The sequence below is a fragment of the Nocardia sp. NPDC004604 genome (assembly GCF_040609795.1).
GTDB lineage: Bacteria > Actinomycetota > Actinomycetes > Mycobacteriales > Mycobacteriaceae > Nocardia.
The window spans coordinates 1-11,654 of the sequence record NZ_JBEXLC010000211.1 but is presented as its reverse complement, the minus strand read 5'-3'; the positions used below and the strand labels follow the sequence as shown (position 1 = coordinate 11,654).

Annotated in this window: 15 protein-coding genes and 1 pseudogene; 5 read left to right on the top strand and 11 right to left on the bottom strand. The window is 66.1% G+C overall.

Annotation, left to right across the window (positions count from 1 at the left end; translation table 11 throughout):
• Positions 1 to 91: 91 nt before the first annotated feature.
• The 4 genes and pseudogenes from ABZW16_RS40560 to ABZW16_RS40545 all read right to left on the bottom strand — a co-directional run.
• Positions 92 to 415 (bottom strand): annotated as a pseudogene (locus tag ABZW16_RS40560) (tryptophan synthase subunit beta); the annotation flags it as partial.
• Positions 412 to 1,230, bottom strand: coding sequence for an indole-3-glycerol phosphate synthase TrpC (gene trpC, locus ABZW16_RS40555; protein WP_354961469.1), 819 nt, complete (start codon positions 1,228 to 1,230; stop codon positions 412 to 414). The pseudogene ABZW16_RS40560 and the gene trpC, both read right to left, overlap by 4 nt.
• Positions 1,231 to 1,359: 129 nt before the next feature.
• Positions 1,360 to 2,115 carry a TIGR02234 family membrane protein gene (locus ABZW16_RS40550; protein WP_354961468.1) on the bottom strand — a complete coding sequence of 252 codons (756 nt, stop codon included), beginning with the start codon at positions 2,113 to 2,115 and terminating at the stop codon, positions 1,360 to 1,362.
• A complete protein-coding gene (locus ABZW16_RS40545; protein WP_354961467.1) occupies positions 2,112 to 3,668 on the bottom strand; it encodes an anthranilate synthase component I in 1,557 nt (518 codons plus the stop codon). The genes ABZW16_RS40550 and ABZW16_RS40545 overlap by 4 nt, the downstream gene beginning before the upstream one ends.
• A gap of 158 nt (positions 3,669 to 3,826) precedes the next feature.
• On the opposite strand from ABZW16_RS40545, the gene ABZW16_RS40540 reads away from it, so the two are divergent.
• The 4 genes from ABZW16_RS40540 to ABZW16_RS40525 all read left to right on the top strand — a co-directional run bounded on the left by ABZW16_RS40540 (position 3,827) and on the right by ABZW16_RS40525 (position 6,030).
• The gene (locus tag ABZW16_RS40540; RefSeq protein WP_354961466.1) at positions 3,827 to 4,135 is read left to right on the top strand and encodes a hypothetical protein; all 309 of its coding nucleotides are present in this window, start codon (positions 3,827 to 3,829) and stop codon (positions 4,133 to 4,135) included.
• A 91-nt stretch (positions 4,136 to 4,226) separates the two neighbouring features.
• The gene (locus ABZW16_RS40535) at positions 4,227 to 4,691 is read left to right on the top strand and encodes a peroxiredoxin (RefSeq protein WP_354961465.1); all 465 of its coding nucleotides are present in this window, start codon (positions 4,227 to 4,229) and stop codon (positions 4,689 to 4,691) included.
• An 87-nt stretch (positions 4,692 to 4,778) separates the two neighbouring features.
• Positions 4,779 to 5,354, top strand: coding sequence for a permease (locus ABZW16_RS40530; RefSeq protein ID WP_354961464.1), 576 nt, complete (start codon positions 4,779 to 4,781; stop codon positions 5,352 to 5,354).
• 226 nt (positions 5,355 to 5,580) lie between these two features.
• Positions 5,581 to 6,030: a MarR family transcriptional regulator gene (locus ABZW16_RS40525; protein WP_354961463.1), complete on the top strand. Its 450-nt coding sequence runs from the start codon at positions 5,581 to 5,583 to the stop codon at positions 6,028 to 6,030.
• Between the two features lie 142 nt (positions 6,031 to 6,172).
• On the opposite strand, the gene hisI is transcribed toward ABZW16_RS40525, so the two are convergent.
• From hisI to ABZW16_RS40495, 6 genes are all read right to left on the bottom strand, one after another.
• Complete coding sequence (gene hisI, locus ABZW16_RS40520; protein WP_354961462.1) at positions 6,173 to 6,535, bottom strand: phosphoribosyl-AMP cyclohydrolase; 363 nt, start codon at positions 6,533 to 6,535, stop codon at positions 6,173 to 6,175.
• 593 nt (positions 6,536 to 7,128) lie between these two features.
• Positions 7,129 to 7,290, bottom strand: a complete 162-nt coding sequence (locus ABZW16_RS40515) for a hypothetical protein (protein WP_354961461.1) — start codon at positions 7,288 to 7,290, stop codon at positions 7,129 to 7,131.
• A 104-nt stretch (positions 7,291 to 7,394) separates the two neighbouring features.
• Positions 7,395 to 8,168, bottom strand: a complete 774-nt coding sequence (gene hisF, locus ABZW16_RS40510) for an imidazole glycerol phosphate synthase subunit HisF (RefSeq protein WP_354961460.1) — start codon at positions 8,166 to 8,168, stop codon at positions 7,395 to 7,397.
• A gap of 45 nt (positions 8,169 to 8,213) precedes the next feature.
• Positions 8,214 to 9,029, bottom strand: a complete 816-nt coding sequence (locus ABZW16_RS40505; RefSeq protein ID WP_354961459.1) for an inositol monophosphatase — start codon at positions 9,027 to 9,029, stop codon at positions 8,214 to 8,216.
• Positions 9,030 to 9,037: 8 nt separating this feature from the next.
• Positions 9,038 to 9,769 carry a bifunctional 1-(5-phosphoribosyl)-5-((5-phosphoribosylamino)methylideneamino)imidazole-4-carboxamide isomerase/phosphoribosylanthranilate isomerase PriA gene (gene priA / locus ABZW16_RS40500; protein ID WP_354961458.1) on the bottom strand — a complete coding sequence of 244 codons (732 nt, stop codon included), beginning with the start codon at positions 9,767 to 9,769 and terminating at the stop codon, positions 9,038 to 9,040.
• Positions 9,770 to 9,831: 62 nt separating this feature from the next.
• Positions 9,832 to 10,284, bottom strand: a complete 453-nt coding sequence (locus ABZW16_RS40495; RefSeq protein WP_354961457.1) for a MarR family transcriptional regulator — start codon at positions 10,282 to 10,284, stop codon at positions 9,832 to 9,834.
• 99 nt (positions 10,285 to 10,383) lie between these two features.
• Between ABZW16_RS40495 and ABZW16_RS40490 the strand changes: the two genes are divergently transcribed.
• Entirely contained in the window at positions 10,384 to 10,914 is a 531-nt protein-coding gene (locus tag ABZW16_RS40490) for a nuclear transport factor 2 family protein (protein WP_354961456.1), read from the top strand.
• Here the strand turns inward: ABZW16_RS40490 and ABZW16_RS40485 are convergent.
• Positions 10,911 to 11,438 (bottom strand): hypothetical protein, encoded by a 528-nt coding sequence (locus ABZW16_RS40485; RefSeq protein ID WP_354961455.1) that lies wholly within the window; start codon positions 11,436 to 11,438, stop codon positions 10,911 to 10,913. The two genes, ABZW16_RS40490 and ABZW16_RS40485, sit on opposite strands and share 4 nt — an antisense overlap.
• Between the last annotated feature and the right edge of the window lie 216 nt (positions 11,439 to 11,654).

Sequence of the window (11,654 nt, the reverse complement as noted above, 5' to 3'; positions counted from 1 at the left end):
ACTATATGTGAATAAGTGGATAAAAAATGATACCATAATTCAATGTACTATAACAGGTTTGGGAAATAATTTATAAACGTGTATTAAATATGATCTTGTGCGAACCGGTGTGGTTCAGGTCCTCGCGCTTGAGGATGATGCGCGCGCCACCGGCGTGCTCGGCGAGGCGTCGGCATTCGAAGATCGGCGACGGGCGGCCGGTGTAGTCGCGCTGCAACCGATCCAGTTCATCGAGGAATGCCGGATCGAGGCGACACTTCTCGTATTCGGCGGTGACCTCCTCGATCACCGCCATCAGCGCCTCGGGAACATGCCTGCCGCCGTAGACGCCGAAGTGGCCGCCTGCGTCCGGCTCATGGCCGCTGCGCTCGTGGACGCCGTCCGAAGCCTTGGGAAGTGCCGTCACCCGCGTCACCGGCCCCGCCGCGCGGGCTTCGGGCAGGACGGGTGGGTGCCCGCCGTCACCAGCTCGGACACGGCAGCGCGCGGGTCACCACTGGTGACCAGGCCCTCGCCGACGAGTACGGCGTCGGCGCCCGCACCGGCGTAGGCCAGCAGATCGGCGGTGCCGCGAATGCCGGATTCAGCGATGCGAATGACCTCGGTGGGCAGGCCGGGCGCGATGCGCGCGAACACGTCGCGGTCGACCTCGAGGGTCTTGAGGTTGCGCGCATTCACGCCGATCACCGAGGCACCCGCCTCGAGCGCGCGATCTGCCTCCTCCTCGGTGTGCACCTCGACCAGCGCGGTCATGCCGAGCGATTCGGTCCGATCGATCAGCGCGCTCAGCACGTCCTGTTCCAGGGCGGCCACGATGAGCAGGATGACGTCGGCGCCGTGCGCGCGGGCCTCGTGGATCTGGTAGGGCCCGACGACGAAATCCTTGCGCAGGATCGGGATGCTCACGCAGGCGCGGACCGCGTCCAGGTCGTCGAGCGATCCGTGGAAGCGGCGGCCCTCGGTCAGCACGCTGATGATGCGCGCGCCGCCGTCCTCATAAGCCTTGGCCAGACTCGCCGGGTCCGGGATGTTCGCGAGTTCCCCCTTGGACGGGCTGGCCCGCTTGACCTCGGCGATGACGCCGATGCCGTCTTCGAGGAGCGCGGCGCGGGCGTCCAGCGGCGCGGGCGCTGCGGCCGCGGCCGCCTTGATCGCCTGGAAGTCCAAGAGGGCTTCCCGAGCGGCCACATCCGCGCGGACCCCGTCGAGAATCGAGTCGAGTACCGTCATCTGGCTCGAATCCTTTCTGGGGAGACGGACTTGCTGCCTGAGAATCCCCCCAGGCGCTGTCTCACCGATGCTGACAAAGAATAAATGGCTTCGTGTGGCGCAACTGCGCCGGGGTTTGTAGTCACCTGCTCAGACACCGCGACCCCCGGATTTACCCTGATCATGATCGGGCGTGTCGGCGGGAGTCGGAGTGCGCCCGGACGATTCATCGGTGGGGTCGGTGCCCGCGTCCAATGCGTCCCAGAGCACCCGCTCGGAGAGCTGTCCCGGTGTCGCGTCTGCGTCATCGGTGCGCTGGCGCGTCACCTGCTCGGTGGCAGCGGCGCGACGGAACACCGGATTGTCGTACTTGCCGGACAGCCGGGCGGTGTCCTGCGGCATGCGGGCGAGCAGGACTCCGGCCGTAAAGGCCGCCAGCGCGCCCACCAGCGAAAGCACGGCGGGGAACTGCGAGGTGACCACCTGAGTGACGGTCGCGCGGCCAGGCAGCTCCGCCAGGGTGGCCGCACGCGCCGCAGTCGCACCGGATCTGGTCAAGAGGGCAAAGGCGGGCACGGCGGTCACCGCCGCGACCAAACCGATCAGGACGCCGACCATGCGCCGCAGCCAGCCGCGCGTGGCCAGCACCGCGGCAATGGCGGCGAGCAGTACCAGGGCCAGTGGCGTCAGCGCACCGAACCAGACGCCGCCGTTGAGTTTGTCGGTGCGCGGTTCGGTGAGGCCATCGGTGGACGAGACGGTTACCCAGGTCATCCGGGACGAGCCCCATAGCGCCGCCGCCGCGATGGCGAGCAGGACGATCGCACCGACCGGATACCTGCGCTTCGGGGATTCGACACCTGCCGAGGCTGCCGGATCGGTATCGCCGGATTCCGAGCCGGTCATTGCGCGCTGCCGTCCGCGGGCGTCGGCGCACCATAGGCCCGAACGGTTTTCGCGGCCGCCACCGCGCGCAGCACCGCCATCGCCTTATTGCGCGATTCGACGTCCTCATAGTCCGGATCCGAATCCGCGACGATGCCCGCACCCGCCTGCACGTAGGCCGTGCCGTCCTTCAGCAGTGCGGTGCGAATGGCGATCGCGGTATCCGCATCGCCCGCAAAGTCGAGGTAGCCGACGACGCCGCCGTAGACACCGCGGCGGGTCGGCTCGAGTTCCTCGATGAGCTCCATCGCGCGCACCTTCGGCGCGCCCGAGAGTGTGCCCGCGGGGAAGCAGGCGCGGACCGCGTCCAGCGCGATCTTGCCCGGCGCGAGGCGGCCCGAGACCGTCGAGACCAGATGCATGACGTGGCTGTAGCGCTCGATGTGCCGGTATTCGGTGACCCGCACCGTGCCCGGCTGGCAGACCCGCCCCAGATCGTTGCGGCCGAGATCGACGAGCATCAAATGCTCGGCGTTCTCCTTCTCGTCGGCCAGCAGCCCCTTCTCCAGCAGCAGATCGTCCTCCTCGGTGGCACCGCGCCACCTGGTACCCGCGATCGGATGTGTCGTTGCCACCCCCTCTTTCACGGTCACCAGTGATTCCGGGCTGGAGCCGACGATGGAGAAGGCGGTGCGGCCGTCGCCGTCGGGGATGTGGATCAGGTACATGTACGGGCTCGGGTTGGACGCGCGCAGCATCCGGTAGAGGTCCACAGGCGCGCCGTCGTAGTCCATTTCGAAGCGTTGGGAGAGCACCACCTGAAATGCCTCGCCCGCCTCGATCTCCTTGACCAGGCGGCGCACCCCGGCACCGAATTCATCGGTGGTGCGGCGGCGGATGTACTCCGGGTCGGGCTGATCGAAGACCGATACGGTGGACTCCGAGTGCGCGGCCAGCGCGGCGGTCATCCGGTCCAGCCGGGCCACCGCGTCGTCATACGCCTCGTCGACACGTTCAGCGGTGCCGTTCCAGTTGACCGCGTTGGCGATGAGCGTGATCGCGCCCTCATGGTGGTCGAAGGCCGCGAGATCGGTGGCCAGCAGCAGCACCATTTCCGGCAGCTGCAGATCGTCGACGGCGAGGGTGGGCAGCCGTTCCATTCGGCGCACCGCGTCGTAGCCGAGGTAGCCGACCATGCCGCCGGTCAGCGGGGGCAGGCCGGGTAGCCGCTCGGTCCGCAGCAGCTCCAGGGTTTCGCGCAGCGCGACCAGCGGATCGCCGCCGGAGGGTGCGTCCACCGGGGTGTTGCCGAGCCAGGCCGCTTCGCCGTCCACGACGGTGAGCGCGGACGGACTGCCAGCGCCGATGAACGACCAGCGCGACCAGGACCGCCCGGTCTCCGCCGACTCGAACAGGAAGGTGCCGGCCCGGTCCGCGGCCAATTTTCGGTAGGCCGACAGCGGGGTTTCCGAGTCTGCCAGCACCTTTCGGGTCACCGGAACCACTCGGTGCTCCGCGGCCAGCAGGTGGAACTGTTCGCGGGTCGTGGTGGTGGGAGTGGACGCGGCAGGCATGGGTCCATCATCCCAGGCGGGTCCGACACTCTTGTCGGCGCGTCCCAACCTTTCTAACCGACTGTCCGGTTCACACGCGCTGTAGGGGCCGGTGACCGGCGTCACTACACTCGCCCCGTTCGATTCCACATGCGGTTTCCATTCCGAGAGGAGACAAGATGTACCCCTCGCCACCAGGTGCGCCCGAGGGTCGGCACGCCGCCGTACCAGGCCTGCCCGGTCAGCCCACGCGAATGGTCGGCCTGAATTCGATGGGCGGATCACCGAGCTCCACCCAGGTGAACGCCCTAGCATCCTTCGTCACCTACGTGAAAGCGATGGAAGCCCTGGACAGGAACCACTTTCCGGACGAATACGCCATCCACAGCGACCGGATCAAGCAACTCGAGCCGTTCCTGCGCGCGCACGGAATTCTCGATGTCATGGAGATCAAGAATCCGGAAGTCGCCGCAATCATCGGCAGCTAGCTGAAAACGTCCCCGTCATCCCGGCCAACGGCTTGACGGGGACATGACGCCAAGGCGGCAAACAGACCTCGCGCCCGGTACTGTCCCCAGTATGCAGAAAGGTCAGCTCGCCCCCGAGTTCGAGCTTCCCGATCAATCCGGCACACCACGTTCGCTCGATGCCCTGCTCGCGAACGGTCCGCTCGTGCTGTTCTTCTACCCCGCCGCCAATACGCCGGTCTGCACGGCGGAGGCGTGCCATTTCCGTGATCTGTCCGCCGAATTCGCGGCACTCGGCGCATCGTGTGTCGGCATCAGCACCGACGGCGTCGACACCCAGGCCGGATTCGCCGCCAAGCAGAACCTCGGATATCCCCTGCTTTCCGATGCCGGGGGCAAAGTCGCCGCGGCCTTCGGCGTGAAGCGCGGGTTGCTCGGCAAACTCGCTCCGGTCAAGCGGCAGACGTTCGTGATCGACCGAGATCGCAAGATCGCCACGGTGATCACCGGCGAGCTGCGTGCCAATGTGCACGCGGACGAGGCAGTGAAATTCCTGCGTGAGCGCGCTCTGCAGTAGCCGGTAATCCGCGCTTCGCGGCTGCCGCCGCGAAAACGCCAGGTCCATCGCCATCGACCTCGCGATTGCCGGGCATACGCTGGATTCATGACTTCGAGCGAGGTTCGGTCGGACGGTCAGAAATCCACGCTGGCCACGTGGCGCACTCGGATCATCGCCGCAGTGGTGGTCAGCGCCGTTCTGATCGGCACCTACTTCATTCTGGCGGCGTTCATTCCACGCTGGTGGGCGCAGCGCATTGCCGATCTGGTGAGCGGCAGCTTCAGCAAGGGCATCGGCTGGGGTCTGGTCTACGGCCTGCTCTGCACCGCGCTGCCGTTGTTCCTCATGCTGCTCGCCGCCATGATCTGGAAGCGCCGGGCCGGGAAGTTCATCGCGGGCGCCGCCGCATTGCTCGCGGTGATCCTCGCGATTCCGAATCTGATGACCCTATCGATCGCGCTCGGCAACAACAACGCCGCACACGCCGGTCAGCGGATCCTCGATGTCGACGCCCCCGCCTTCCGCGGCGCGTCGCTGGTCGGCGCGATCGTGGCGGCGGTCATCTTCCTCGCCTCGGTGTCCCTGATCTTCTGGCGTCGGTGGCGGCGCAAGCACCCCGGCAAGCAGGCGGTGCCACCCACCGCCGCCCCGCAGACACCGCCGGTCACCCAGGACACCTAGCCGACTCGCCAATCCAACTTTGTGAGTGACCTCACGTCGAACACCAAGTCCATGACGGTCGAGCGAAGTCGTGGCAAACTCATTTACGCGAGTGGCTGTGAACATGCTTTTCATTAATCGCTAGGCTCACTAATAGGAACACGTCACTTGGCTCGAAAGAAGGCACCCAGTGACGAAGTGGCTCGACCCGGACGAACAACGAGCTTGGCGCGCGATCGTTGCGCTGATGACACGTCTACCAGGCGCTTTGGATACCCAGCTGCAGCGCGAATTCGGGTTGACGCATTTCGAATACTGGGTGCTCACACTGTTATCGGAAGAGCCGGGCCATCGGCTGCAGATGAGTGAGCTGGCCCACAAAGCAAATGCATCGCTATCGCGACTCTCTCATGTGGTTTCGAAGCTGGAGCGAATGGGCTGGGCGCAACGGTCAGCAACCACCGGCCGCCGCGGTGTGCACGCGGTGCTCACCGACGACGGCTACTCGAAGGTCGTCGAGGCGGCACCCGGTTATCTGGATGCGGTGCGCCAGTTCGTATTCGACGGTCTCGAAGCCGGACAAACCGCGCAACTCGCCGACCTCAGCGAACTACTCGCCACCCAACTGTCCGACACCCTGAACCAGTCCAGCGGACCGTCGACGGCAGTCGAGGAGCCCGATCAGCCGAATCCGTAGCAGCCACACGAGATTCGGGCAGTTTGCGGACCGGGCACGAGAATGCGACGGCGATGGCCGTGACAGTGCCCACCGAATCGCGGTGCGCGAGTTCGTCACTGCGGGGTCCCGGTCGTCCTGCCGGCGGCTCGGGAACTCGAACTCAGTCGTCGGCGAGCAGCAGGTTGTCGGCGAGCAGCAGATCGGAATCGAAGCAGGTGTGGGTGCCGGTGTGGCAGGCCGCGCCCTCCTGGTCGACGACCAGCAGGATGGTGTCGCCATCGCAGTCGAGGCGGACCTCGTGCACGTACTGGGTGTGGCCGGAGGTTTCACCCTTGACCCAGTACTGCTGGCGAGACCGCGAATAGTAGGTCGCCTTGCGGGTTTCCAGCGTACGGGCCAGCGCCTCGTCGTCCATCCAGGCAACCATCAGCACATTGCCGGTGCCGCGCTCCTGCGCGACCGCGGCGACGAGTCCGGCGTCATTGCGCTCGAGCCGGGCGGCGATGGCGGGGTCGAGAGTCATATGACCTGTTATACAGGGCCGCGGCTGCTGCGCCACACGCACCCGGCGCACTGCGAATTCGGGCAATACTGTTGGCTGTGTACCCCGCCCGCTATCGTCAGCGCGTCGCTGGATACCACACGGCGCGGTAGTACCACTCCCCTACTCGGCACCTGGTCGGCCCCTGCCATCGTTCCGGCCAACCGGGTTGCCGCCCTGGCCCAGACTCCGGCGCACGCCGGGCTCCGACATGAACACGCAGGCTACTGATGTAGCCCCTGCACGAGCAGTTCTTTACGACCATGACCACCCCCAACAGCCACCCCGCTGCCTACCGGACCTGGCCATCGCACCGAGACCGCAAGACACCGGACTCCAGGCGCGCACCCGTGCACAACGCCTACCACGATCAGCGCCCGATCCGCCAAAGATGCACTGCGCAAACTGGATTCGGCTCACCTAGAAAGAGGCCAGCCGCCGCCCGACCGAGAGCGGCGCGAATCAGGTTGCGCAGAAGCGGGTTCCGCTCCAGCTCGACCAGCTCGTCCTACTGCACGCCGGCTCGACAACCGAAGATCCGCGACATCCGCCAAGAGCGCAGCTGGCCCCCGGGATCATTCCTCGGGCAACGGAATCAATTCGAGATGTTCGGCCACAGCCTTTTTGGTGCAGGTCTTCCGGCCGGTCACCAGGTTGACCCCGCCGCGGTGGGCGACCAGCCATTTGCCGCAGACACAGCGCAGATAGCGAACTGATCCATGCGTCGACACCAGCATCGGCGAGGGCCAAGAGCATGAGGGACACATGGCGGACATGGACGCCAAGCCTGGGGAAGTATCGAGCAGATAGCAATCACCGCTGCGGCGTGGCGGCCGAAATGTTAACGCACCACAATGTGTTCGGCGCGCATGGCAGCCTTGACCTGGGGGATGGTCAGGTCGCCGAAGTGAAAGACGCTGGCGGCCAGGACCGCATCCGCTCCGGCGTGCACGGCTGGCGCGAAGTGTTCGATCGCACCCGCTCCACCGCTGGCGATCACCGGTACCGACACCGCCTCGCGCACGGCCTTGATCATCGGCAGATCGAAACCGGCCTTGGTGCCATCCGCATCCATCGAGTTGAGCAGGATCTCACCGACGCCGAGTTCGGCACCGCGTATCGCCCATTCGACGGCATCGATACCGGTGCCGCGCTTGCCGCCGTGCGTGGTGACCTCCCAGCCGGAGGGGGTGTCGGCCTGGCCCTCGGGCACGGTGCGCGCGTCCACCGACAGCACGATGCACTGCGAACCGAAGCGCTCGGACATTTCGCGCAGTACCTCGGGACGCGCGATGGCCGCGGTGTTCACCGACACCTTGTCCGCACCCGCCCGCAGCAGCCGGTCCACATCGTCCACCGTGCGCACACCGCCGCCGACGGTGAGCGGGATGAAAATCTGCTCGGCCGTTCGAGTCACGACATCGATCATGGTGCCGCGGTCGCCGGTGGAGGCGGTGACGTCGAGGAAGGTCAGCTCATCGGCACCCTGCAGGTCATAGGCGGCGGCGAGTTCGACGGGATCGCCCGCATCGCGCAGGTTTTCGAAGTTGACGCCCTTGACCACTCGGCCCGCATCGACATCCAGGCACGGAATCACGCGTACCGCCAATGTCATCGGCTCATCCTTCCTCGAATCATGCCTGTCCCTACGCGCGCAGCCTCACGCATCGTCGGCGACCGTGCAAATCATTTCCAGCAGTTCCTCGTGTACCCCGGGCGCGGCGGCCAGCACCGACCCAGAGGTAATGGTCCATGGCGCACCTGCCAGATCGGTGACCACACCACCCGCCGCGCGCACCAGCGCCACGCCCGCGGCGTTGTCCCACGGATGATGTCCGAAGACGATCGCGCCGCCGAGCACACCCGATGCGGTGAACGCGAGGTCGATACCGGTGGAACCGTGCATGCGCACCCGCGAGGACAACCGACTCAGCGGACCGAGCAGGTCGAAACGGAACCGGCCGGGAATGCGGCCCGCGGAATCCACATTGAACGCGCCGAAGCCGATCATCGCCTCGCCCAGCTTGCTGCGCGGCAGCCGCGGCAGCGGTTCGCCGTTGAGTAGCACCGGGCCGGTAGCGGCCGCCGCATAGCGCTGACCGAGCAAGGGCAGCCAGGTCAGCCCGAGCAGCGGCTCCCCGTCGTGCACGAGCGCAAGCAGCATGCCGGAGAGAGGGTGCCCCGATGAGTAATTGAAGGTGCCGTCGATCGGATCCAGCACCCACGCGGTGCCGGAGGTGAGCTGCGGTCCACCGAATTCCTCACCGTGCACCTCGATTCCGGTGCGCTGTTCGAGCTGGGCCGAAATGGTGCGCTCCAGCTCGAGATCGAGTTCGGTCGCAAAGTCGTTGCGGCCCTTGGCGACCGCACTCGGCGCGCCGATCCCCTCGACGAAACGAGGACTGGCCGCATCGAGAATATCGCTCGCGACGTCGAGCAGCGCCGGTAGTTCGGTGTCGAGGCGGTTTGCGGTCATCGAATCGGTCAGCGCACCGCAGCCAGCGCATCGGGCAGCGTGAAGCGGCCCGCGTACAGCGCCTTGCCGACGATCGAACCCTCGACACCCTCGGGGACCAGTTCGGCGATGGCGATCAGATCCTCGATGGTGGAGACGCCGCCGGAGGCGATGACCGGCGCATCGGTCGCGGCGCACACTTCGCGCAGCAGGTCCAGGTTGGGGCCGGTGAGGGTGCCGTCCTTGGTCACATCGGTGACCACATAGCGCGAGCAGCCGTCGCGTTCGAGGCGCTCGAGTACCTCCCACAGATCGCCGCCGTCACTGACCCAGCCGCGACCGCGCAGCCGGTGCTCACCGTCGATGATCCGCACGTCGAGGCCGACGGCGATGCGCTCACCGTGCTTGGCGATGGCGCGCGCGCACCACTGCGGATCCTCCAGCGCGGCGGTGCCGAGGTTGACCCGGGCACAGCCGGTGGCCAGCGCCGCCTCCAGGGATTCGTCATCGCGAATGCCACCGGACAGCTCCACCCGCACATCGAGTTCGCCGACGACATCGGCCAATAGTTCCCGGTTGGAGCCGCGCCCGAATGCCGCGTCGAGATCGACCAGATGCACCCACTCCGCACCGGCCTCCTGCCAGGCGAGCGCCGCGTCGCGCGGGGAGCCGTAGTTGGTTTCGCTGCCCGCCTCCCCCTGAACCAGGCGCACGGCCTCTCCATTGGCGACATCGACAGCAGGTAGCAGCACAAGACTCACGGATGCAGTTTAGTTGCTCGCTCCGCGCACCCTATCCCCGGCCTGCGGAAATACCGGTGCGGTCAGTCGCGGGCATGATCATCGAGGATGCGGGTGAGCAGCCGGACGAGTTCGCGGCGCTCGGCGGCCGAGAGGGCGGCCAGCAACTCGTCCTGGGCGCCTTCGATGCGGTGATCCAGTTCGGCCAGGTGGCGAGTGCCAGCCTTGGTGATGGTGACGATATTGCGGCGGCGATCGCCCGGGTCCGGACTGCGTTCGATGAGACCCCGCTCGGCCAGATCATTCAGAGCCGCGACGATATCGCTGCGATCAATGCGGGTGCGTCGGCTCAGATCCGCCTGACTGGCGGGCCCGAATTCGTCGAGCGTGGTGAGCAGGGCGTAGTGATAGCGGCGTGATCCGGTCGCGTCGAAGGCGCGCTCGGTCGCCCGGTTGGCCAGGATTGCCACCTGATTCACCAGTCGGGTGGGCAGGGCGCGCAGCCTGCCCGAGGTGTCCTCGTGCGCGATCTCCATGCGCCAAATGTAGCAACACTTGTTGGTGACACCCACAATCTGTTACGTTGGCTTCACCAACGTTGGAGTGACCAACATTTGATGTGAAAGGTTCGACCGATGAACAAGATCCGCCGCATCCTCCCCCTCGCCGCCCTGCCGCTGGCACTGCTCGCCGCCTGCGCGACCGCCACCGCCAAGGACGACACGACCCAGCGCCAACTCCGAGAGCTGGTGGACCGCAATGAGATCACCGCATTGGTCGACCGGTTGGGCAGCACCTTGGACGAGGGACGCTTCGACGACTTCCATGCGATCTACACCGCCGATGCGACCGCCAAAACCCCCGGTGGCCGGGCCGATGGCGTCGATGCACTGATCGCGCAGGCCAGCCGGAATCACACCGATGACAAGCGCGTTCAGCACTTCATCAGCAATGTGATCATCGATCTGCACGGCGATACCGCCGACGTGCGGGCGAATCTCATCGCCACCTTCAGCCCCACCGCGACCGCCGAACCGCGGACCGCTCCGGAACCGCAGTTCACCCTCGGCGAGGTCTACCGCTTCGATGCCGTCCGCACCGCCGAGGGCTGGCGCCTGTCCCGAGTGGAGACGACGCCCGTGTGGTCCACCGGCACCCGGCCCTAGGCCAAGTGCTCGAACCGCTCGTCGGCCTCGGCGAGAATCCGTGTGCGATAACAACTCAGCGTGGCGGCAACCGCGAATACCGCGGTCGCCAGGGCCGTCGCTATCCGTACCCACTCGCCTACCTGGAATTCGGTTGCCGCTCTCTGGATTTCGGCGAGACTGTGCCGGGAACGTTCGTCGAACAGGATCGTCGCGCGCGGCCACAGATAGAGAATCGACAGCAGGAATTGCCCGCTGATGAGCGAAATCATTGATGCGACGACCCATCCCCGGGCGAGGCGGTACCGGACCGCCACCACACAGGCGATCAGGGCGCATACTGTCAACACCCCGCCGAGTGGACGCATGACATCGCCGACCGCGACCTCGCTCATGAACTGCTGGGTCTGTGCCAGCGAATCGGGTACATCGCGAAAGATATTGGGGTACAGCATGATCGTCTCGGTGAGGGCGGCCGCGAACGCGAAACTCGCGACCGTGGCGTAGACCCCAGTGACGGTCAGCGTAACCGTGACGGACCTCATAACAACCTCCTTGCCACGACCGTAGGCCTGGGCCTCGGCGTTGCGGATCCGGAGGCAGCCCCCATATACACGGCACCCGGGATCAGGGTCTACCCGGAGGATCGTCATCATCTGCAGGGCAACGCAAAAAGGCCCCCAACTGTGTTGGGGGCCTTTCGCAAGGATGTTCCGGCGGTGTCCTACTCTCCCACACCCTGTCGAGTGCAGTACCATCGG